The sequence below is a fragment of the Nocardia vaccinii NBRC 15922 genome, assembly GCF_001613305.1.
Classification (GTDB): Bacteria; Actinomycetota; Actinomycetes; order Mycobacteriales; family Mycobacteriaceae; genus Nocardia; species Nocardia vaccinii.
Window position 1 is genome coordinate 137,500 of the sequence record NZ_BDCC01000053.1, and the last position, 22,254, is coordinate 159,753.

Genomic DNA, 22,254 nt, shown 5'->3' on the forward strand with positions numbered 1-22,254 from the left:
CGGTTTGAAGGTACCCCGCCGCTACCCGCCCTGTCCGGGAAACCGGCCATCCCCAGCCTCGTCCGGGCGCTTTCACCGGCAGCATGTCCGGATCGCGCGATGCAATCGTGTGAGTTTCATGTATCAATGCGCATAATTAAGTATGAACATGTTCCAAAGCGACGTTGTTGCAGAGCCCCACACTCTCCGGCAGCACCGCACCTCGAATATGAATCCGCACCCCTTGCCGATCCACGGAACGTGCGCGGATCTATCCAAGGGGCGCGGATGTGAGACGCTCCGGTGGACCAGATTCCCGGCCCATCGGAGATGGATCTACTTCTTCTTGCGGTCCCGCTTCTCGCGGACGCGGACCGAGATCCGCACGGGCGAGCCGTCGAAACCGAATTCCTCACGAAGCCGGCGCTCCAGGAACCGGCGGTACCCGGCCTCCAGGAATCCGGTGGTGAACAGCACGAACGTCGGCGGTCGCGTGGTCGCCTGGGTGACGAACAGCACGCGCGGCAGTCGGCCGCCGCGCATCGGCGGCGGGGTGGCCGCGACGACCTCCTTGAGCCAGGTGTTCAGGCGACCGGTCGGGATGCGCTTGTCCCACGACTCCAGGGCGGTTTCCATGGCGGGAACGAGTTTCTGCACCGCGCGGCCGGTATGCGCGGAGATGTTGACCCGCTGCGCCCACGGCACCTGCACCATATCCCGGTCGATCTCACGCTCGAGCTGTTCGCGGCGATCCTCGTCGACCAGATCCCACTTGTTGTAGGCAAGCACCAGTGCCCGCCCGGCATCGGCGACCATGCTGATCACCCGCAGATCCTGTTCGGTGATCGGCTGCGAGGCGTCGATCAGCATGACCGCGACCTCGGCGGCCTCGATCGCCGACTTCGTGCGCAGCGCGGCGTAGAACTCGGTGCCGCTGGCATTGGCCACCTTGCGGCGCAAACCCGCGGTATCGACGAAACGCCAAGGCTTACCGCCCAACTCGACCAGCGAATCGACCGGATCCACGGTCGTGCCCGCCACATCGTGTACCACCGAACGCTCGTCACCGGCCAGCTTGTTCAGCAGACTGGACTTGCCCACGTTCGGTTTGCCGACCAGTGCGACCCGTCGTGGACCGGAACCGGGCGCGGCGACGTCCTCGCGCGGCGTCTCGGGCAACACCTCGAGCACCACGTCCAGCAGATCACCGGTCCCGCGGCCGTGCGCGGCGCTGACCATATGCGGCTCACCGAGTCCGAGCGACCACAGCGAAGCCGCCTCCGCCTCGAGTTTCTCCCCGTCGACCTTGTTCACGACCAGCACAACGGGCGTCTTCGACCGGCGCAGCACCCGCACCGCCGCCTCGTCGGTAGCGGTCGCGCCGGTGGTCACGTCGACCACCAGCAGGATCGCATCGGCGGTCCGCATGGCCAGTTCGGCCTGACGTGCGACCGACTGCTGCAGTCCCTTGGCATCGGGCTCCCAGCCGCCGGTGTCCTGCACCAGGAATCGCCGCCCGGCCCACGACGCCTCATAGGAGACGCGGTCGCGGGTGACGCCCGGAACGTCCTCCACGACGGCCTCGCGACGCCCCAGAATGCGGTTCACCAGAGTTGATTTGCCGACGTTCGGGCGGCCGACGACGGCCACGGTCGGCATCGGCACGTACTCGTGCCCCTCGACGTCGCCCTCGAGATCGGCGATCTCCCAATCGTTTTCGTCGTTCCATACCCCGTCGGCGACATAGCCGACGGCACCGGAGTCCGGAAAGGTCATCGCCCTCCTCCCGAGGAAAGGTGTTGCGCCACAACCTGGAACAACTCGTCGATGACCTGCTCGCGGGTCAGCTCGCTGGTGTCCACGATGATCGCGTCCGAGGCCGGGCGCAGCGGGGACACCGCGCGGGTGGAGTCCAGGGTGTCCCGGCGTTGCACATCGGCCAGTACGGCCTCGTAGTCGTCGCCGCGACCCTCGTCGATGTTCTGCTGATTGCGCCGGTACGCGCGGGCCGGGGCCGAAGCCGTCAGATAGATCTTGGCATCCGCGCCGGGCAGCACGACGGTGCCGATATCGCGACCCTCGACCACGATTCGTCCTGCACCGGCGGCGATCTCACGTTGTAGCGCGACCAGCTGCTCGCGCACCTCGCTCACCGCCGACACCGCGGAGACCGCCTTGGTGACCGCGTCGCCGCGAATCTCGCCCGACACGTCCACACCGTCGAGTTCGATGACCTCACGGCTCGGATCGGTGCCGATCCGCAGCGGCAGATCCTTCACCGCCACCGCGATCGCCGCGGGATCGGCCAGATCGACCTCGCTGCGCAGGGCGTGCAGCGTCGCGACCCGGTACATCGCGCCGGTGTCGAGATACCGAGCGCCCAGCCGGGTGGCCAGCAGCCTGGACACACTGGATTTGCCGGTCCCGGAGGGGCCGTCCATCGCGATGACCAGCGAACCCGAACCCGACATGCGTTCCGGAATCTCGATCGACATCTTCACACCGTTCACAGGTCCACCGCCTCGTAGAGCTTGCCGATTTCGTCGCGTCCGAGCACCCGCAGCGTGCCGGGACGTTGGTCGCCGAGCGCGACCGGGCCGATCCGTGTACGCACCAGCGCGGTCACCGGGTGCCCGACCGCGGCCAGCAGCCGTCGCACGATGTGCTTACGACCCTCGTGCAGAACAACTTTCACCAACGATCGGCCTTCGCCGACCTCGAGCACCTGGAAGTCGTCGACCGAGGCCGGGCCGTCGTCGAGTTCGACTCCCTTGCGCAGCCGCTTGGCGACCTCGCGCTGCACCTCACCGTCCACGGTCGCCAGATACGTCTTGGACACCTCGAAGGAGGGATGCATCAAGCGGTGGGCCAGGTCGCCGTCGTTGGTGAGCAGCAGCAGACCCTCGGTGTCGGCGTCGAGCCGCCCGACGTGGAACAGCCGTTGTCCGGCCATGACCCGTTCGGCGACGATATCGCCGACGCACGGCCGGTTGAATTCGTCGGACATGGTCGATTGGAAGCCTTTGGGCTTGTTCAGCGCCAGATAGACCTGTTCGTCGCGCACCACGATCCGCACGCCGTCGACCCGGACCACGGCGGTGTCGGGATCGATGCGCAAACCCTGTTCGCGCACGATCACGCCGTCGACCTCGATGCGGCCCTGCTCGATCAGTTCCTCCGCGACCCGGCGAGAGGCGACGCCCGCCCTGGCGAGCACCTTCTGCAGCCGCTCCCCCTCACCCCACGGCAGCCGCTTCGGGCCCTGCTGCTCTTCCCCCTCGACGTTCTGGTGCCGCGCGGGTTTGGCGAAGCTGAGCACGGTCGGTTGCTTGCGCTGCGGTGTGGGCTTCGGCTTGCGGTTGGGGGTGGGCCCGCGCCCCGCGAATCCCCCGCGCTCGCCCTGCGAACCACCCCGGCCCGCGGCCGGACGGCCCTGCGCGGAGCTGCCGCGTCCGCGATCCTGGGAGTAGCCGCCGCCGGTGCGATCCGGCGTCGAGCCGCGGCCACTCCCGGAGCCACCGCGACCGGCGCCCCGATCCTGGGAATTACCGGTACGACCACCACGGTCCGGCGAATAACCACGACCGGTTCCACGCTCGTCCGAATAACCACCCCGCCCGGCGCCACGATCCGAATAGCCGCCACGGTCCTGCGAATAGCCGCCGCGACCGGCGCCACGGTCCTGCGAATAGCCGCCGCGACCGGCACCGCGATCGTCCGAATAGCCACCCCGTCCGGTGCCGCGATCCTGCGAATAATTCCCGCGACTCCCCCGCTCCTGCGAGGAACTGCCCCGCCCGGAACGCTCTGCCGAATAGCCGCCGCGACCGGACCCACGGTCGTCCGAATAGCCGCCGCGACCGGACCCACGGTCGTCCGAATAGCCGCCGCGGCCCGCACCGCGATCCTGCGAGTAGCCGCCGCGGCCGGTGCCGCGATCCTGCGAATAGCCCCCACGGCCGGTTCCTCGTTCGGACGAGTATCCGCCGCGGTCCGAACGATCCCCCTTGGAATATCCCCCACGGTCGGCTGCGCGTTCTGCGCGGCCGTGCCTGTTGCGATTACGATCCGGTGTGCCATCTCGGCGAGCGGGTGTGTGCACTGTGTCCTGTCAATCCTCGGCGCCGAGGTCGATATCCGACTCGGCGGGTTTCTTCAGCCTGGTGTACCGGGGATCGGTATCCAGACTCTCGTTGATCTCATCGATCAGGTCGACGCCCGGCAGCAGGGGCGCCAACGGCGGGAGATCCGCCAGCGACGCGAGCCCGATCCGTTCCAGAAACAGCTCGGTCGTGACGTACAGGGTGCCGTTGGTGTCGGGATCGGCCCCGGACTCGGCGATGAGCCCGCGGGCGACCAGGGTGCGAATCACACCGTCGACATTCACCCCACGCACGGCGCTGACCCGTGCTCGCGTAACCGGTTGACGATAGGCGATAACGGCCAGAGTTTCCAAAGCGGCCCGCGTCAGCTTGGACCGCGCACCGTCCAGCAACATGCGTTCGACATACGGCGCGTATTCGGTCCGGGTGTAGTAACGCCAGCCGTCACCCGCATATCGCAGATCCATACCGCTGCCCTTGGCGGTCAGTTCAGCCGACATCTCCCGCAGTATCCGCGTGACGCGTTTCTCACTGTCGCCGAGGGCCGAGGCGAGCAGTTCGACCGATGCCGGTGCGTCGACGACCAGCAGCATCGCCTCGAGCGCCGAGCGGAATTCGTCCTCGCCGAGCGACTGCGCGCCGAACTGCTCCTCGGCCGCTTCGCCGTCGGTCGCACGATCGACGGCGCCGTCGGCCGCCTCGGTACCCGCTGTCACCGTCACCCGTAATCCTCTTCGATAGTCACCGTCTGTGCCGTCTGCGCACCGTCCGTATCACCGATCCAGCTGACCGCCAGGGGCCCCAGCGGATCGGGCTGGTCGAACTCGATCGTCTTGCCCCGGTACAGCTCCAACAGCGCCAGGAATCTCGCGACGATCTGCACCGGTACCTCGCAGTCGGCACAGATCTCGTGGAACGTCGTCCAATTGCCCGCTCCGCGTGCTCGCAACATCTCCAGCACCATCGCGGCCTGCTCGGCAACCGAGATCGCGTGGGCATGCAGATGGTCCAGACCCACCCTCGGCACCGGACGTGGCCGGAACGCCGCCGCGGCGATATCGGCGAAGCCGGCGGCGTCGACCCCCAGCGTAACCTCCGGCAGAAGTTGCAGGTAGCGATCCTCCAGCGACACCGCCCGCGGATAACGCCGCAGCGCGGCAGCCTCCAACTCCCCCAGCAACTCGGCGACCTGCTTGAACGCCCGATACTGCAGCAGGCGCGCGAACAACAGATCGCGCGCCTCGAGCAGTTCCAGATCGTCGGTGTCGGTGACCTCACCCGAGGGCAGCAGACGCGCGGCCTTCAGATCCAGCAGAGTGGCGGCCACGACGAGGAATTCGGTGGTCAGATCGAGAATCTTGTCCGCGCGCAAGGTGCGGTCAGTGTCTATGCATACCCCCGCACCACCGCCCCGGTCATTCAGCGTGGAGGTCAACGCCTTGGTGTACGCGATGAATTCGTCGGTCACCTTGTGCAGCGCGACCTCGGTGACATCGAGCCGCCGCTGGCTGATCAGCTGCAGAAGCAGATCGAAGGGACCTTCGAAATTGGTCAGGCGCAGGTGGAATACGTTCGTTCTGTCCGGATTGTCGGTGGCCCCGGCGTCTTCGGAGTTCGGGGTGGCCGCGTCGGGGAGAGCGGGTGGATCCGTAACAGTGGGCAGTTCCGCGGTCACCGGCCCGACCGGTGGATGACTTCCCGTGCCATCGCCCGATACGCCTCCGCGCCACCGGATTTCGGCGCCCATGTGGTGATCGGCTCACCGGCCACACTCGCGTCCGGGAACCGCACGGTCCGATTGATCACCGTGTCGTACACCAGATCTCCGAAGACCTCCACCACCCGGGCCATCACCTGCCGCGAATGCAGCAACCGCGCATCGAACATGGTGACTACGATGCCGTACAGGCTCAATCGCTGGTTCAGCCGGTCCCGCACCTTGTCCACGGTGTCGGTGAGCAGCGCCAGTCCACGCAGCGAGAAGTATTCGCACTCCATCGGAATGACCACACCATCGGCGCAGGCCAGCGCGTTGACGGTGAGCAGACCCAGCGACGGCTGGCAATCGATGAGGACGTAGTCGTACCGATCGCTCAACGGCGCCAGTGCACGACCGAGGGTCTGCTCCCGGCCGACCTCGTTGACCAGCTGGATCTCGGCGGCGGACAGATCGATGTTGCTGGGCAGCAGGTCCATCCCGTCGACCTTGGTGGACATCAGGACATCGTCGACCCCGGCCCGGCCGCCGACGAGCAGATTGTGCACGGTCAGATCCAGATCGTGGTGCGCGACGCCGAGTCCCGCGGACAACGCCCCCTGCGGATCCAGATCCACCAGCAGTACCTTGCGACCGTACTCGGCCAGCGCGGCACCGAGATTGATGGTCGAGGTGGTCTTGCCGACGCCACCCTTCTGGTTGCACATCGCGATAACGAGCGCGTCTCCGTGGCGGGACACCGGCGGCGGTTCCGGAATGTCGCGCAACGGGCGTCCGGTCGGTCCCACTTCCGTGCCGTCCGCCACGATATCTTTCGCCTCCCATAATGTTCGGGCCGCATGCTCTATCCGCGATCCTGATCGGTTGGATGAAAGCGGGTCTGTCGCAGCTCTCCTATGCGGTTCGTCCGCACCGGCTGTCGTCATATCCGCTGCTCCTTACAAGTCCTGCATTGCCCCGCCCAGCGCTGCGGGGCCGATCTTCATCAGGGGGTGCCGCGTTAAGCACTGCCATAGACGCTACCGCTTCGTAGCACAAGACCGCCCTTCCGCCTCTCCGGGAGTTCAGCGTGTCTCCCCCGCCTCGCTCCCCCCGCCTCTCCGAATCTTCAGCGTGTCGTCAGGTCCTCGCGGACTCGGAGCTTCGGGCCGGCGGTTACGACCGATCACCTTTCGGGCGTCCCCGGTGAGTTACCTATGTGCATGCAAAAGAAGTTACCGCAGGTCATGAGCCGATTCCATGCCGTGACCTGGGGGGATTTGGCATTTATTTGTCAAGAATTCGGGTGACGTGCGGGCGGGGCGCAGAGCGGGTCGATCGGGGCGCCGAACGGACCAGCGACGCGAACGGGCGCGTCGTGCGATCCTTCGACTACATCCGAACCGGACCCGCGCCAACCGACCTACCTCGACACTGCCGTCGAGCCTGCCCCTTGGCCGACACGGATCGAATCACGCCAGCACGACCAGCCGCGGCCCTGGTCGGTCAGCGAACGCCCCTACTTCACGCCCAGCCCTCGCCGCCGACGGAAAATCAGAGTCCGCTGAATACATGACAATCCGGCAACTACGCGACACCGACACCCCGATCCCGGTCATTGCCCGACAGGCCAGCTATGCATCCGAATTCGCGTTCGCCCACGCGTTCAAGAGCGAATTCGGCTGCCCACCAGGCCGATTCCGAAAGCAAACCCCTCCAGCCCAACCATCGGAAAGAAGCCCGGAACCATCGACCGACCCGCGCGCTCCTGCACATGCCGCCACCTGCACCACCAAATCCGAAAGATAGACCCGAACACGCCGACCCTGGGAAACCGCATCAAAACTTTCGGAACCCACGTCGATGATCGGCCTATCCGAAAAGTCAACCCGGGCCGGACACCAGCAGTTCGTCCTGGATTTGCCTGGGCGTGATCTTGGGGTAGGTGTACTCGCTGACTTCGCCTGTGGGCAATTCAGCTGCGGCGAACATCTTCATGCCTTCGCGTTCATACCTTCGTGCGCTGCGCGGTGGAACGCACCGCCATGCCGAGGCATGAAACGTTGATGCCGGAGCCAGCGATCAGGGTTGCCGTGGAGCTGAACTGCCCGCTTCCGGTCCATTCGTGTGACCGGTCGGGCCACGCGGTATCCGAACCACCGCTCACTGATGTTATTGATCTGCAAGCCTGACATTTGAGAGTCGCGCATATGCGTCCGGGTCATGCGAGCTGAAGATAGTGACGTTGCTGTGCTGTTCGGAGTTGAGTTGGATCAGGCGACGGATGTTGGCTTGACGCGCACTGCGGATAGCGGTGCCCATCAGGTCGTATGTCCGTGTGAGGGCCGACGATATGGGATTTCGTGGATCGATTTCATGTCCGGCCAGGAATGAATCACCCGCGTGCAGCAGCCAGCCGTGGCCGGTGTCGACCGCAACGCCCGCGTGGCCTCTGGTGTGTCCGAATAGTGGCACAACGAGAATTTCCGGCGGCAGGCCGTCGAGGTCACGGACGGCTTCGAAACCGAACCATCGCTCGCAGCCCTCCTCGTTCACGGCCCATTTCGGACCGTATGCCCATTCGGCCTGGCGGTACCGGAAGCGATCATAGAGCCGACGTGATGTCATCGCCGCCCGGAATTCGGGGCCGTGCACGTGGACAGTTGCCTCAGGGAAGTCGGCGATGCCGCCGGCGTGGTCGAAGTCGAGGTGGGTGAGTATGACGTGCCGGACATCTGCGGCCGTGTATCCCAGTGACTTCAGTTGACACACCGCGGTTTCATGCTCTAGCAGGGCCGCCCCGAATCGCCCGAGCCCTAGTACTTGCTTCGAATGACGGATAGCCTGCAACCCGTAGCCCGAGTCCACCAACACCAGGTAGTCGGCCATCTCGATCAGCAGACAATGGCCTACAAGCTGCCGTCGAAACGGGGGCAGACGAAATGTCGCGCAGTTGAGATGATGAACTTTCATCGATACAAATCCTCGAGATTGATCTGGTCTGCGCAAGGTCGACCTGGAATACGACACCCAGGTCAACCAGCTACGCGCGGAGGTCGAACAAGCGACTGCCGACCTGAAACCTACCGCATCCTGCACCGACTACCGACGATGGCAGCCTTCGAGGAAACCATCACCGCTGCAATCGGATTGCATTTCCACCGACTCCGCTGAACAGGCCCCTGTGTCGGCACCGAGGTTTCGGTGGCACATGTGCGGCGGGTGGCGATACCTGTCGACGGCAGTCAGGGTCTGCGATTCAGGCCAGATGCCGGCGCAGGAATTCCAACTGGGCGGCGACGGCCGGCTCGTATTGGTCGAGCAGGGCCGCGTAGTGGCCGCCCGGGAATCGTACGAGCTCTCCCCGCGGTGCTCGATGTGCGGCCTGGATCGCCGGCTCGGCGTAGGCAACGCCGTCGTCGTCGAAGGCCACAACGAGCAGAGGGCACTCGATCTGCGGTGCACTACGCGCCGGCCGGCTCAGAGCGGTGGCGAGAGCCGATCGGGCCGCGACTTCCTGGCGCCATTCCGGATATTTGTTGCCAGGGTTGAGCGCTCGGTCACCGTTGCGTGAATCGGGCATGGTGAGCGCGGACGCCGTGCCGTGTTCTCCGTTGAGTGCCACCAACCGTGGATCGCGGCCCAGCAGGGCACCGCTCGCATCCTTGACGGCTCTCCACACCATGCCGTTGAGTTCCGACAGCGTGGTATCCCCCTGACGCAGGGCGATCCGACCGGATGCCGGCCCATCGGCCAGTGGAGCCACGGCCATCGCCGCAGCAAGCCGATGGTCGCGCGAGGCAAGGCGGAAGATGTAGCCGCCCGAGAGGGAAAAGCCCCAGATCGCAATTTTGTCCCGGTTCACCTCGGGCAACGTGGTCGCGAATTCGATTGCCGCCCGCCAGTCGGCCAACTGTCGATCGATATAGACCACCTGGCGTGGTTCGCCATCGCTTTCCCCCATATGCCGAAAGTCGAACGCAAGCACTGAGAAACCCGCATCCTGGAATCGAGTCGCAAATGGATCCGTCGCCGGCTCCTTCGTCACACCCAGACCTCCGGCCATGACAACGCATGCACCGTTATCACCCGGATAGTGCCACGCGACACATTCCACGCCGCCGCTGGAGGATCGAACCTTCGTCCGCCTCATTGTGGTGGTCATCTTTACCTCTCTCGACGCAGTGGTCATCGAAATCGAATCGATTCGAAGCCATTTCTGACACCTATGACCAACTTGCTACTGCTGATGTGTGCCGAATCAGTTGCTGGACGATCGAGTGATGTTCCTGCTGTCCCAGATCGGCTATCACGTCTCGCGCAGGTTCACGACGCGGCTTGCCCCGCTCGGACTCGACCCCGCACACTTCGGGATCCTCGGCCATCTCGCCGCCGCCGGTCCGCCATCGGTGGGGTACACCGATTCGGCTGCGCTTCAGCAATCGAGACGGTAGCTATCGCGTCAGTTCTGCCAGATCCGCGCGTGCCGCACGCCCCGTGACCTTCTGCAGCAGCGGGGTATAGATCAGTGGCGTGGCCAGTTCCACGACGATCATGGCGGTATAGAACCAGTGCGGCCACCCGACGTAGGCGACGGTCAGCAACCGCACCAGCCCGCCGACGAAGAACACGAGCATCAGCAGGTGGACCAGGCCAGCGTGCCGGCGCAGATCCCGTGCGGCCCACACACAGGCGATACCGTAGCCGAGGAACAACACCATCGAGAACCGCATGTCGCCGTCCAGCGTGGCGTTCGGGGTATTCGCCCCGATGATCGTGCCCGGCCCGATCAGGATGTGCGCCAACGCGATCAGTGCACAGGCGATACCGAAAATGATGAGATACCAACGCAATACGGTCTTCACAACCGCCTCCTTCTCACGCAACCCGGAGCTTGGACCGGTTCGCTGTCTCCGAGGTGGGTCACCGCCGCCCGACCGGATCCGGTGATATCAGCGGCCGCCGTCGAGCTGACGAAACCCTCGTGCGTAAACGGCAAATCAGCCAGATTCGGCTGCCTGTCGACACTTTCCGCAACTTTCGTGATCTGCAGGTCGCCGTTCGAATTCGTGTTACCGGCGACGCCCGGATCTTGCCACTTCGCGATCAGACCAATAGGCGTCCCCCGCTGCCAATTCCGGCACTACTCTGCCGTTGCGGCATCATGCCTTATCGGTTTGTCGACGGCCCGAGACCGCGAGCACATTCAAACATACGAATGCGACGGTGGCGGCGATGGTGCGGATCGCGTGCGCGACCTGCCAGTGATCTCGTTGAACAGCCCAGTCCGCTGGGGGCGCCCCGACGGTCCACCGACCTTCCGCGGCGGTGATCTGAACGTTGATCGCTGAGGAGATAGCGAACACGGTCAACAACAGCATCAACGCGGACAGCGCCCACCACTTGGCTGCCCCCGGCCGCCGGATCGTGACGACCACCGAGAGCGTCGCGCACAGCATCGCGGGAATCAATGTTGCACCGGAAAGCCATGGGATCCCGATGAGATTGATCTGCGCTACCTGCGTGTACACCGAGCCATCGAAGCGCCGCAACTCCAATTCGAGGACAAGCAGGGTGAGCAGAGAGCCTGCATAGAGACCGGCGAACACTGGCCCGGCGAACCGGGCAACCTTGGCGGCAGGACCCATGACGCTGATACTCCTTACTGGGCAACCGATGCCGGCGAGCCGGTCAAATAATGTGAATTCAATATTATATGTATTCAATAGCATCACTCGTGGCACATGGAACTCGGTCGGGCCCCAGCGTCGACGACACGTTCACCTCACGCTGGCCCGGATGTTCCGCGCGGCGGCTCGGTTGTGCGGAACAGGTCAGCGAACTCCCGGATGATCCGGGCGAGTCTCGCTGGTTGGTCGAGTGGGATGAGCGTGTAACTATCTGCTACCTCGATCAACTGTGCGCGGGGAAGGACTTCGGCGAGACGTTTGCCGTGTTCGGGTGGCATTACGCGGTCGTCGGCCGCCCAAACCACAAGGGCGGGGCGATCGAAACTCGGCAGATACTCGGCCGAGGCGAGCAAGAAGCTCGTATCCGCCGCCGCGGCTCGCAGCATTCGCACTGCGTCGCGACGGATCTCCGGCTGAGTCAAGGTCGGCTTCATCCAACCGGCGACCGTTGCGTCTCCGCGTTTGGTCAGCCACCCGAACGCGAGCCGGCTGCGCCGCATGATGCGAAGCCGCATCTGCTGCATGAAGAGCCCGAACAACGCTGGCGAGAGCTTTCCAGTGAGCATGAGCAGCTTGCCGGTCAGCCCGGGAGGGAAGTTGTCGAACGCCTCGCACGAGACGAGTACGACCCGCCCCACGCGTTGTCGCGCGAGCGCGGTGCCATCGCCCATCAGTAGCTGGACAAGCGCGCCGCCGGTGTCATTGCCGACGAGGGTCACGTCGTACAGGTCGAGGCGGTCGAGGAATTCCGCGACCAGCTGGGCTATCGCGGGCAAAGACAGATCGGCGTCGGCGTGCATCCCGTGCCGATGCGCGCCGAGCGGCAATGTCGGCGCCACACATCGGTGGTCGACGGACAGTTCGGCAATTGGTCCGTCCCACAGCGAAGCGTCCATCATCAACCCATGCAGCAGCACAATTGTGGGGCCGTCACCGCCGGTGTCTTGGTAGTCGACAGTCCCTGCGGACAGCTCGATCTGCTTCATACCGTTCGCTTCCGCGAGGCATGGGGGACGCCGGAATGATCCGCTGCCGGATGATCGAACAGGTGCCGGCGCAGGAAGGATAACTGCGCTTCGACGGCCTGCTCGTGCTTATCCAAGAAGGGGGCGTAGTGGTTACCGGATATTTCGACGACCTCCCCGCGTGGAGCGCGGCTCGCCGCCTTCACGGATGGCTTGACGAGCGACGTCTGATCGTGGGCACAGACCATGACAAGTAGCGGCGACTGCACATGGGACGCGGCGCGGCCGGGTTGATAGAGAGTGAAGCGAAGCGCGGTACGGGCAGCGATCATCTGCTGCCAGTCCGGGTACATGTGCGAACGCAGTGCGAGTCCGGTGTCGATTCCGTCCGGCGTCGTGAGCATCGCGACGGTCCCGGGCTCTCCGACGAGCGGCACCAAGCGTGGCGGACGCCCTACGAGACTACCGAGGGCATCCAAAACGCCCAGGCCGGTGAAACGTAGCATCGCCAGTGGCTTCTGGTGGCGCATGGCGTTGCGGCTCAGGGCCGGACCGTCGGGGTTCGGTGTCTGCGCGATCGCCGCGCCGAGCTGCGGGTTGCGCGCCGCGACCCGGAAGATGTGACCGCCGGTGGCGGAGAACCCCCAGATTGCGAGTTTGGCCGGATCGACTCCCGGCAGAGTCCGGGCGAAGTCGATCGCAGCCTGCCAATCGTTGAGCTGGTTTCTGGCCGAAAACGCGAGGCGCGGCTGCCCATCGCTCTCACCGACGCGGCGGTAGTCGAAAGCGAGGACCGCGAACCCCGCATCGTTGAATCGTTTCGCGAACGGGTCGGTGGCCGGCTCCTTGGGTACCCCGAACCCGCCGGCCATGATCACGCAAGCGCCGTTGGTTCCCCGATAATGCCAGGCGGCACATACAGTGTCGCCGCTGACGAATCGAACCTTCTTCCGTTCGACGGACTCGGATGTGTCCTGTTCGGTCATTTGGGGCGGTCCTTTCTGATATAGCTGGGTGCTGATCGGTATGACTGTCAGCTCGCGATGGGATGGCCGGTTGCGTCTCATTGCTACGTTCCATCCCTGGCCTCGTCGGGGCTCAGCCGACGCACCGAGACCAGACATAGCCCGAGATCACGGACTTTGGTCAGAACACCGTGCAACGCGGGTTGATCAGCAATCAGGCCAAAGATGGCGGTCTGAGTGGCCTCGCCGTTGACCTGCAGTCCGCCGAACCAGCAGGCCCACCGGTCGTCGAGGACGCCATCGACGCGGATCTCGTAATGCGCCGGCCATCCCGAGCCCGTCACACCCGCTCACAGTCCTGGCGCAGAACCAATGCCCGGCCGCATCGGCGCTGTCGCTCGAGGAGCCGGAGGGCGGCGGCCATGGCATGGGGCAAGGGGTTACGCATCGGGAGCGCTCCCCCGGCGCCCGCGGGACAGGTCGTGTACTGATCGAGCCTGAGCGCATCCATTGCCGATTCCTTCTGCTGATGGGCATTTCCGTCACCGATACGCTACGAACGCCCCCCGGCCGGCGCGTCACCCAAAGGTGGATATGCAGGTGGAATCTTCGAAGACGCGTCCAGCCCGAAAGTGGTGCCAGGGCCGGCGCAGCATTCTCCGGTTGCCGCACATGCCGGGCGGTTCCGCAGCGGGAGCGCATGGTTGGCCCGCTATTACAATCGGCCCAGCCAGCAACCGAGCTAACCATCGCTGGACGTGCTGAGCGGCAGGTTACCGATGGCTGAGCCGTCCGCGGCTTACCCGTTACGAGGTGTCATGTCCGAGCAGGATGCGCTGCTAGCCACCAAATTGCGTGTGCCCGGGCTACGCCTGGGCTTCGTGCGCCGCCCGCGGCTCGTCGATCGGCTCGACGCAGATCTGGAGCAGGGGCTGGTGCTGGTCTGCGCCCCGGCAGGATTCGGCAAGACGGGCTTTCTGGCGGAATGGGCTCGAAGTGGCCGACGGCCGGTTGCCTGGCTGTCGCTCGATGCGGCAGACAATGATCCAGCGCGGTTTTGGCGGCACGTGGTTGCGGCGCTCGATCGGGCGCGCCCGGGAATCGGCGAGCAGGTCGGCCCGCTGCTGGGCCCACCTGCCCCAACCTCGTTCGAAGGACTGGTGACGGCGCTGATCAATGAGCTGGACGCCCGGTCCGGTGAGGACGAGGTATTGCTGGTCCTCGACGACTATCACCTGATTGATGCGCAGGCGATTCACGCCGCCCTGACGTTGCTGGTGGAGCACCTGCCGACAGGTCTGCGGCTGGTGCTGGCCAGCCGGTCCGACCCGCCGCTGCCGCTAGCACGGTTGCGGGCCCGGGGTCAGCTGGCTGAGCTGCGCGCCGACGAGCTCCGCTTCGCACCGGACGAAGCGGCGGCGCTGCTGCGGGGAGCGACTGGCGGCGGCTTGCCCGACGCGGCAGTAACGATGCTTACCGCCCGCACCGAGGGATGGGCAGCCGGCCTGCAGTTGGCCGGCCTCTCGCTGCGAAGCCAGGCGAATCCCGCCCAATTCGCAGCAGCGTTCAGCGGCAGCCACCGCTATATCCTGGACTACCTGGCAGGGGAGGTACTCGAGCAACTGAGCGAGCAGGTGCGTGGGTTCCTGCTGGAGACCTCGGTTCTCGAGCGCCTCAGCGGGGAGCTCTGCGATGCTGTCACCGGCCGGGCGGATGGCCAGGAGATGCTGGAAGGGATCGAGCTGGCCGGCCTGTTCCTCGTGCCGCTGGATGAGGTACGCGGCTGGTGGCGCTATCACCATCTGTTTGCCGAGCTGCTCCGCGCCCAATTGCAGCACGAACAGCCCGGACATGCCTCGGCCCTGCACCGAAACGCGGCAGCCTGGTGCGAAGAGCATGAGCTCGCCGACGAGGCCGTACACCACGCATTACGTGCGGACGACCCTGTCTGGGCTGCGAGAATGATCGAACGGTACTTTGACGGGACCTTCCGTCAGGGCGAGCAGGCAACGGTGCATCGTTGGCTTTCCGAACTGCCCGCCGAGGTCATCCGGTCACGGCCCCGCCTGTGCCTGGCGCAGGCGTGGATGGCGCTCGTGGGTAGCAACGTGGACGCGGCCGGGCCGCGGCTCGACGCTGCTCAGCGGATACCTGCAGACGCTGCTGAAGCGCCGTTCGAGCCATCGGTGGGCAGGGCCGCGAGCTGGCTGGCGAACGTCCCCGCAGCCATCGCACTCGCTCGTGCCTGGCTCGCCTATTTGCACGGCGACGCCGAGGCAACGGCCGCGCTCGCCGCGCGGACCCTAGCCGAACTCGACGAGGACGAGTGGATGCTGGAGTCCCTGACCTGGTGGCAACTGGGCTTGGCCGAATGGCTGCGCGGCAGGCTCGTAGAAGCCGGGCAGGCTTTCACCTCGAGCATCGCCCAGTGGCAGGGGGCGGACGAGCGTTCCCTGGCCGTTCGAGGTTACTACCACCTCGGCCAGGTGCAGCACGCCCAAGGCTACCTGGACGCAGCACTCGGCGCGTACCAGCAGGCACTCGGGATCACCGCACCGCGTGGTGTGCCGACTCTGGCGACTGCCGGCATGGGATACGTGGGCACGGCGGAGGTGGCCTACCAGCGGGGCGATCTCGAGGCGGCCCTCCGGGACGTCACCGAGGGCATCGCACACTGCCGGCAGCTGACCTACACTCAGCCGCTGGCCGCGGGGCTGACGACGCTGGCGTGGATTCGGCAGGCCAAGGGTGATCCGGCCGGGGCCATGGAAGCGATCGGCGAGGCCGAGCAGCTCACGCTGGGCACAACTATGGCCGACCCGTTCAACCCTGTTCCAGCGCAAAGGGCGCGGTTGCACCTCGCACAGGGCGACATCGTCGCGGCGGCCCATTGGACGAAGGAACGCGACCTGAGCGCGGAGGACGAGCCGGACTATTCCCGGGAGCCCGAGTATCTCGTGCTGGCCAGGTTGCTGCTCGCGCAAGATTTGCCCGGGCCGGCGCTTGCACTCTTGGAGAAAATGCTCACCGCGGCGGCCACCCAAGGCCGTGTGGGGAGCATCATCGAGATCCAGGCGCTACAGGCGCTGGCCCTCGCCGCTCGCGGCGAGGAGAACAACGCTGTCGACGCACTGGCCGATGCGCTCACACTCGCCTGCCCGCAAGGCTATGTTCGGGTCTTCGCCGACGAGGGTGCTCCAATGGGCGTCCTGCTCGGCCGACTGATCGCGGCCCAGCGGGCCGAACACGCCGCCCCCGTTGTGCCCCTCGGATATCTGGCCCAGGTATTGCAAGCGCTCAGCCAGCACGGCGTCCAAGGTTCCGGGTCGAGTACCGCGGCAATGGTGCCGGGCCTGGTCGAGCAACTGACCGCCCGTGAGCGCGACGTAGTGGACCTGCTGGTCTCAGGCAGATCGAACCGGCAGATCGCCGACGAGTTGGTAGTCAGTGTCGACACCGTCAAGAAACACCTAACCCACATCTTCGGCAAGCTCGGCGCCGCCAACCGCACCGAGGCTGTTGCCCGGGCACGGCAACTGGGTTTGATTCGCTAGGAACGGCGTTCCGTCGGCATCGCGGCGACGCATCGCCGCCCGAACCAGCAAGGTTGCGTCGTTCATGCGGTACCGATAAAGTATGTAATGCATATATTATTGACCCGACATGATGGGTTCGGGTCGCGTCTCGAGATCATCGCAGCTCAGCTCAGAACGGACGCCAGGAGCAGCCCTCCCGCCTCTGGTACCGCGTTTCCTCCTGCGCCGACCCGCCGACCACCGATGACGCCGATCGCCGAACTCCATCCACCACCCATGGAGAATTGCATGCCGAATACCGATCGCGTCGCCCTTGTCACGGGCAGTGGACGCAGCATCGGCCGGGCGATCGCACTGCGTCTGGCCGCCGACGGGGCGCGGATCATCGTCAACTACAAGAGCAACGCCGAGGCCGCCGGGCAGGTCGTCTCGACGATCGAAGGGGCCGGCGGACAGGCCACCGCCGTGCAGGCGGATGTGGCCGATCCGGTCCAGCTGGCGTTGCTGTTCGACGCTGCCGAACAATGGTACGGCGGTCTGGATGTGTTCGTGCACAACGCGTATGGGTTCGCCGCCGGCCCGATCGCCGGATCCTCCGACGAGGACTACGCGCGGTCGTTCGCCGCCAACTCCCACGCCACGTTCGTCGCGTTCCGAGAGGCCGCCGGGCGGGTGCGCGACGGCGGCCGAATCGTCTACATCTCGTCGTCGGCCACTCGCGCAAGCGACCCGTCCGTGTCGGTGTACTCGGCGAGCAAGGCTGCGGGCGAGCAGTTGGTTCGAACTTTCGCCCGTGAGGTGGGGCCGCGGGGAATCACCGTGAACAGCGTATTGCCGGGACCGACGAATACCGATGCGATGCAACATATGAAGCACATGCTGGCGGAGCGGATCGCCCGCACACCATTGGGGCGCTTCGGTGAGCCGGAGGACATCGCCGATGTCGTGGGTTTCCTGACCTCTCATGACGCTCGATGGGTCACAGGTCAGAGCATCGCTGCCGACGGAGGCCTCACAGCGTGACAAGCCATGTCGCGCACTGCCATCGAACTCCTCGGCACCCACTGACTTTCCATTGCATCCGGATCGGCACGAGAGGGTTCTCACCCCGGGACGCGCGATACGCCGACGACGTCGTGCGCCGCGACAGGTCCGGTCGGCCGCTTCATGAGAAAGGACAACCCAGATGACCCACAGCAGCGCAGAACCGAACAACGAATCAGCTGGAGCCGACTTCGACCGGATCAATCGCGGCGAGCCAGTCAGTTCGCCCTGAACGACTTCCGCCCCGAATTCACCGCCGACGGACTGATGCTGATGCCGGTCTGGGCATTGGAAGCGCAGCGGCTCTGACGAACTCGCTGTGCGAGAGTCGCCGGATCGTCCGGGACCCAACTAGAGAAGGAGCTGCCCATGTATCTCGTCACCGGAGCAACGGGGGTGATCGGCCGACCACTCACCGACACCCTGCTCGCGAGCGGAGCGCAGGTCAGAGCGATGACTCGTCGACCCGACGCGCGCCTGCCCCGCGGCGCCGACGCCGTCACACCCGAGGACCTCGACTCCGCCCTGCGCGGCGTCGATTCTCTGTTCGTCCATCCGCGCGCAGCCAAGGACGACATCGCCGACCTGCTCGCTCGCGCTGCGGCACACCACGTCGGACGCGTGGTGGTGATGTCGGCAATCAACGCCGACGACGACGTGTCACTTCAGCCCTCGTGGTTCAACGGCGACCGCAATACCGACGTCGAACGCGCGGTCGTCGACAGCGGAATGCCATGGGTGAGCATACGGCCGAGTTCGTTTGCGATGAACACACTGTCGATGTGGTCCGGTCAAGTAGCCAACGGCGACACGGTGTTCGGTCCGTTCGCCGAGTTCGCGGAGCCACTCATCCACGAGCGCGATGTCGCCGATGTGATCGCCCGGGCGATGGTCGATGACTCACTTCTGGGTCGGAAACTCCCGATTACCGGCCCCGAGTCGCTGCGCATCGACCAGCTCGTCGCCATCATCGGAGAAACGCTTCAGCGCCCCTTGGGTTTTCACGAGGTTCCCGCCGAGATGGCTGCCGCGGGCATGACCGCGCACGGACTCGACCAGCGGTTCGTAGACGCCCTGATGACTCGATACGCCCGCGAGATCGAGCGACCGATCGCAGCGAATACCAACGTGGAGGACATCCTCGGCCGTCCGGCCCTCTCGTTCGCCACCTGGGTAGCCGACCACAAGGACGACTGGTCATAACCCGAGCCGTTCCATCTTGCGCACGACATGTCATATGTAGATGATGTGTTATGGAAGGCATATGTTATTTGTACGATAGGGTTCGACGTCTCGGCGGCGCGGCGCGGAATCGGCGGCACACATCGCCGATTCCGTGCCGCGCCACCTACCGCGAGCCGCACCTGCGACCGAGTCCGGCAGCACATACGGGCGGTCAGCCCTCGGTCAACTCCTCCGCCGCCTGACGACCAGCTACGCCTGTCCGTTGTAGGAAGTCGGCGATCACCTCGAGCTCGGCACCGGAATAACGAGCACACAGCTCATCCACCCGGTTGTTCATCCCGGAGAACAACTCGAAAACAATTCCGAGTTCCGCTCGCGCACCGCATGCAAGGTGACCGCCCGACGATCCGAGGACTCCGGATCGCGCTCTCGCACGATCCATCCACCCTTTTGCAAGCGGTCCAAGACTCCCGTCATCGTTGCGGGATGCAATCCGGCCCGCCGCGCCAGCGAGGAGGGCGACAGCGGGCCATATCGGTTGATCAGATCCAGGCATGTCCAATCGATATCCTTGAGCTCGACCCGGCCACCGAATCTGCGGTTGAGCAGTGACAGCTGAATATTCAAGTCACGCAACGCTTCCCGCACGTCCGCAGTCAACCTGCGCCTGGTACGCGCCGGAGCCCGGCCTGCTACTGAATTCATCCTGCGCCACCTCGCCCACATTTATACGGTTTACATATCATACGCAAAGCCGAAGCCGCTGATAGCATCGGCTCGCCGCCGTGGCCGGGCAGATAGATCTGGAACTGCGTGAGGGGGAGCCCATCTGTCACCCGCGGACTCCGGCAATCGGTTCATTGGGTCGATCGAATGAACTCGTCAATTGTGCCGGCCAGAACGGGGCCTTGATCTTCCTGCACAAAGTGACCAGCGTTGACGATCGTCACGTGTGGTTGCCCAGCCGCGCCCGGAATATGCTCACGAAACATCCGGGCGCCGTCGCCGACTCCGTAATCGTTGTCGCTGAAAGCGCACAAGAATGGGGTCTGCATCGTCTCGAGAATGTCCCACGCCCGGCGGTTCGCCGCGGCCGCGTCGTCGAATGGCGCGAGGGGCACCAGTAGCGGAAATTGGCGGGCGCCCGCCAGATGTGACTCATCGGGAAACGGTGCATTGTAGGCCGCCAGAACCGCCGGATCGAGATCGCTCACGGTCCCGCGGTCGACGACCTGACCGATGTCGAAGGGACTCGAACGCTGACTGAGCTGCAGCCACAGGGCAAAGGAGCCGCCGAGATCCTGGTCACCGGTCGGAAACGAGGTGTTCGTGGCGACCACGCGACGAAACCGATCTCGATGCTCTGCCAGCATACGCAGCCCCAGCAGACCGCCCCAGTCCTGGCACACCATGGTGATATCACGCAGGCCGAGACGGTCGAAGACGGTGTGTGCCAGCCAGTCGACGTGCGCCTGATACGTGTACACGAAACGGTCGATCGGTTTATCCGCCTTACCGAACCCGATGAGATCGGGCGCCACGCAGCTGCGCCTACTTCCTTCGGGAGGATTCGTGACCGACAGCGCCAGGGCCGTAGCCCGAGTCATGTATGCGGCGTTCGACAGCGGCAACCACGCCGCCGCGAAAGACATCTTCACGGCCGACTTCTGCGGCCGCCCTCTCGGCGCAACCGGACCCGACAGCGTGACGCGGTCCTGGCGGCGGTTCCGCAAGCGTTCCCCCAAGCTCAGGTGGCTATCGAATATCCCCACCGACGAATAGGCGAAGCTTCAGAGTCACGCGACGGACCGGCCCGCGAGGCCCTTCCGGCCGATCGTCTGGAGCCGACGTCATCGATCGCAGGTGACGATCATCACGGATGATGATATGCTTTCCATATTGTATCTAAAGGAGATTACTTAGTAGCATCGTTGTACCCCACGGACATTGGGGCCGAAACACCAGTCGGCGTCGCATCGGCGCCGATCCAGGCAGCCGCACACCCCGGCCCGGTGCCGAACCTGTGACGTCGCGCTGCGTGAATCCGCCACGGGGCGGGAACAGCTGCCCGTTCCGCTATCGAAAGACCTGTGATGACTATTGATTTCGCCGTCATGTACGCAACACACGACGCCTTCCGCCGCGACCTCCGACGCCTGTCCGCAGCCGTCGAATCCGGCCACGCCGACTCGCCCGGCGTCGAAGCCGGGTGGTCGAACTTCGTCCGTCAATTGCATGTTCACCACACCGTCGAGGACGCCGCACTGTGGCCCCAGGTGATCGCCGCTGTGTCCGGCCGTCCGGACGACCTGGCGCTGATGGCCGAGATGGAGGCCGAGCATGCGGCGCTGGATCCGGCATTGGCCGCGGTCGAGGACGGCCTCACCGGGCGAGCGGCCGACCTGCCCGAGCGCATCGACACGCTGTCGACGATCCTCGGCGAACACATGGCGCACGAAGAGAACAGCGCGCTCCCACTCATTCAAGAGGTTTTGACCCCGAAGGACTGGGACACTTTCCGCAGTGCGATGGCCCGCAAGCAGGGGCCGTCGGGGGCGGCGGTCTATATACCGTGGGTGCTGGATGACACCACACCCGACCAGCGCAAGCGTTTCCTGGCGGCGATGCCCGGCCCGGTCGCGGTAGCCAATCAGCTGGTTTTGCGGCGGCGCTACAACAGCAAGGCCCTGTGGCGATGATGGCCCAGCGATAGTCGGCTTTGCCCGCGTATGTGTGCGCTTCACCTCGTCCACCCGCACGATCGACCGGCGGTGGCCTCGGACCGGCCGCCGGTCGATCGTGGACGCGGTCGAGCCGCAGATCCGCGAGTTGTTGAACGCGCGTCCGACGATGCCGCCTGCTCGGCCAGGACATCGATCGTCATCTCCCGATAGCCGCCCAGCATCACCACGTCCTTGCGCAGCCCCGCGGTCGCGGTCCCGGCGATGTGGGTGATCTCGAAGGTGTTGCGGTGCAGGTGGATCGGGTGGACGTCATCGGTCGTGTTGCGCCACCGCAACCGATAGCGGCGGCCTCTGGTCAGATCGAAAACCGATGTGGCGGTGCTCATGTCGAACGCTGCACCGTGTGC

General features: G+C 65.2%; 23 protein-coding genes. 6 read left to right on the forward strand and 17 right to left on the reverse strand.

Translation table 11 applies throughout. The features are described from left to right. Nucleotides 1-315: 315 nt before the first annotated feature. The 8 genes from der to NV1_RS29485 all read right to left on the reverse strand — a co-directional run bounded on the left by der (nt 316) and on the right by NV1_RS29485 (nt 9,970). A complete protein-coding gene (der, locus tag NV1_RS29450; protein WP_067898527.1) occupies nt 316-1,755 on the reverse strand; it encodes a ribosome biogenesis GTPase Der in 1,440 nt (479 codons plus the stop codon). Continuing rightward, a complete protein-coding gene (gene cmk, locus NV1_RS29455; RefSeq protein ID WP_373864668.1) occupies nt 1,752-2,474 on the reverse strand; it encodes a (d)CMP kinase in 723 nt (240 codons plus the stop codon). Before cmk ends, der begins: the two co-directional genes overlap by 4 nt. An 11-nt stretch (nt 2,475-2,485) precedes the next feature. Then, nucleotides 2,486-4,081, reverse strand: a complete 1,596-nt coding sequence (locus tag NV1_RS46625; RefSeq protein WP_084525896.1) for a pseudouridine synthase — start codon at nt 4,079-4,081, stop codon at nt 2,486-2,488. A gap of 9 nt (nt 4,082-4,090) precedes the next feature. After that, complete coding sequence (scpB, locus tag NV1_RS29465; RefSeq protein ID WP_084525897.1) at nt 4,091-4,804, reverse strand: SMC-Scp complex subunit ScpB; 714 nt, start codon at nt 4,802-4,804, stop codon at nt 4,091-4,093. Next, nucleotides 4,801-5,757 carry a segregation and condensation protein A gene (locus NV1_RS29470; RefSeq protein WP_373864669.1) on the reverse strand — a complete coding sequence of 319 codons (957 nt, stop codon included), beginning with the start codon at nt 5,755-5,757 and terminating at the stop codon, nt 4,801-4,803. Before NV1_RS29470 ends, scpB begins: the two co-directional genes overlap by 4 nt. Beyond that, a complete protein-coding gene (locus NV1_RS29475) occupies nt 5,754-6,725 on the reverse strand; it encodes a ParA family protein (protein ID WP_169813438.1) in 972 nt (323 codons plus the stop codon). Before NV1_RS29475 ends, NV1_RS29470 begins: the two co-directional genes overlap by 4 nt. Nucleotides 6,726-7,950: 1,225 nt before the next feature. Further along, on the reverse strand, nt 7,951-8,751 hold the full coding sequence (locus NV1_RS29480; RefSeq protein WP_067898530.1) for an MBL fold metallo-hydrolase: 801 nt from the start codon (nt 8,749-8,751) through the stop codon (nt 7,951-7,953). A gap of 286 nt (nt 8,752-9,037) precedes the next feature. Beyond that, nucleotides 9,038-9,970 carry an alpha/beta hydrolase gene (locus tag NV1_RS29485; protein WP_307630421.1) on the reverse strand — a complete coding sequence of 311 codons (933 nt, stop codon included), beginning with the start codon at nt 9,968-9,970 and terminating at the stop codon, nt 9,038-9,040. Nucleotides 9,971-10,031: 61 nt separating this feature from the next. On the opposite strand from NV1_RS29485, the gene NV1_RS29490 reads away from it, so the two are divergent. Beyond that, nucleotides 10,032-10,232, forward strand: a complete 201-nt coding sequence (locus NV1_RS29490; protein ID WP_067898537.1) for a winged helix DNA-binding protein — start codon at nt 10,032-10,034, stop codon at nt 10,230-10,232. Here NV1_RS29490 and NV1_RS29495 read toward each other — a convergent pair whose 3' ends face one another. From NV1_RS29495 to NV1_RS29515, 6 genes are all read right to left on the reverse strand, one after another. After that, nucleotides 10,233-10,643, reverse strand: a complete 411-nt coding sequence (locus NV1_RS29495) for a DUF4345 domain-containing protein (RefSeq protein WP_067898540.1) — start codon at nt 10,641-10,643, stop codon at nt 10,233-10,235. Next, nucleotides 10,640-10,894 (reverse strand): MspA family porin, encoded by a 255-nt coding sequence (locus NV1_RS46005; RefSeq protein ID WP_084525899.1) that lies wholly within the window; start codon nt 10,892-10,894, stop codon nt 10,640-10,642. Before NV1_RS46005 ends, NV1_RS29495 begins: the two co-directional genes overlap by 4 nt. Before the next feature lie 46 nt (nt 10,895-10,940). Further along, nucleotides 10,941-11,510, reverse strand: a complete 570-nt coding sequence (locus NV1_RS29500) for an anthrone oxygenase family protein (RefSeq protein ID WP_245713986.1) — start codon at nt 11,508-11,510, stop codon at nt 10,941-10,943. Between the two features lie 53 nt (nt 11,511-11,563). Continuing rightward, a complete protein-coding gene (locus tag NV1_RS29505; protein WP_067898546.1) occupies nt 11,564-12,454 on the reverse strand; it encodes an alpha/beta fold hydrolase in 891 nt (296 codons plus the stop codon). Then, the gene (locus NV1_RS29510) at nt 12,451-13,419 is read right to left on the reverse strand and encodes an alpha/beta hydrolase (RefSeq protein ID WP_067898551.1); all 969 of its coding nucleotides are present in this window, start codon (nt 13,417-13,419) and stop codon (nt 12,451-12,453) included. The genes NV1_RS29505 and NV1_RS29510 overlap by 4 nt, the downstream gene beginning before the upstream one ends. Before the next feature lie 83 nt (nt 13,420-13,502). Beyond that, the gene (locus NV1_RS29515; RefSeq protein ID WP_067898554.1) at nt 13,503-13,742 is read right to left on the reverse strand and encodes a DUF8691 family protein; all 240 of its coding nucleotides are present in this window, start codon (nt 13,740-13,742) and stop codon (nt 13,503-13,505) included. 474 nt (nt 13,743-14,216) lie between these two features. On the opposite strand from NV1_RS29515, the gene NV1_RS29520 reads away from it, so the two are divergent. The 3 genes from NV1_RS29520 (at nt 14,217) to NV1_RS29535 (ending at nt 19,181) form a co-directional block, all read left to right on the forward strand. Next, nucleotides 14,217-16,952 (forward strand): winged helix-turn-helix domain-containing protein, encoded by a 2,736-nt coding sequence (locus NV1_RS29520; RefSeq protein WP_067898558.1) that lies wholly within the window; start codon nt 14,217-14,219, stop codon nt 16,950-16,952. Between the two features lie 270 nt (nt 16,953-17,222). Next, the gene (locus NV1_RS29525) at nt 17,223-17,957 is read left to right on the forward strand and encodes an SDR family oxidoreductase (RefSeq protein ID WP_067898758.1); all 735 of its coding nucleotides are present in this window, start codon (nt 17,223-17,225) and stop codon (nt 17,955-17,957) included. Nucleotides 17,958-18,347: 390 nt separating this feature from the next. Beyond that, a complete protein-coding gene (locus NV1_RS29535; RefSeq protein ID WP_067898564.1) occupies nt 18,348-19,181 on the forward strand; it encodes an SDR family oxidoreductase in 834 nt (277 codons plus the stop codon). A 315-nt stretch (nt 19,182-19,496) separates the two neighbouring features. On the opposite strand, the gene NV1_RS29540 is transcribed toward NV1_RS29535, so the two are convergent. Both NV1_RS29540 and NV1_RS29545 read right to left on the reverse strand, forming a co-directional pair. Then, the gene (locus tag NV1_RS29540; protein WP_218027239.1) at nt 19,497-19,868 is read right to left on the reverse strand and encodes a MarR family transcriptional regulator; all 372 of its coding nucleotides are present in this window, start codon (nt 19,866-19,868) and stop codon (nt 19,497-19,499) included. Between the two features lie 152 nt (nt 19,869-20,020). Next, a complete protein-coding gene (locus NV1_RS29545; RefSeq protein ID WP_307630445.1) occupies nt 20,021-20,815 on the reverse strand; it encodes a haloalkane dehalogenase in 795 nt (264 codons plus the stop codon). On the opposite strand from NV1_RS29545, the gene NV1_RS44700 reads away from it, so the two are divergent. After that, a complete protein-coding gene (locus NV1_RS44700; RefSeq protein ID WP_169813439.1) occupies nt 20,736-20,945 on the forward strand; it encodes a nuclear transport factor 2 family protein in 210 nt (69 codons plus the stop codon). The two genes, NV1_RS29545 and NV1_RS44700, sit on opposite strands and share 80 nt — an antisense overlap. A gap of 311 nt (nt 20,946-21,256) precedes the next feature. Beyond that, the gene (locus NV1_RS29550; protein WP_067898570.1) at nt 21,257-21,862 is read left to right on the forward strand and encodes a hemerythrin domain-containing protein; all 606 of its coding nucleotides are present in this window, start codon (nt 21,257-21,259) and stop codon (nt 21,860-21,862) included. A gap of 41 nt (nt 21,863-21,903) precedes the next feature. On the opposite strand, the gene NV1_RS29555 is transcribed toward NV1_RS29550, so the two are convergent. Then, nucleotides 21,904-22,233 (reverse strand): multicopper oxidase domain-containing protein, encoded by a 330-nt coding sequence (locus NV1_RS29555; protein WP_067898572.1) that lies wholly within the window; start codon nt 22,231-22,233, stop codon nt 21,904-21,906. Nucleotides 22,234-22,254: the final 21 nt, after the last annotated feature.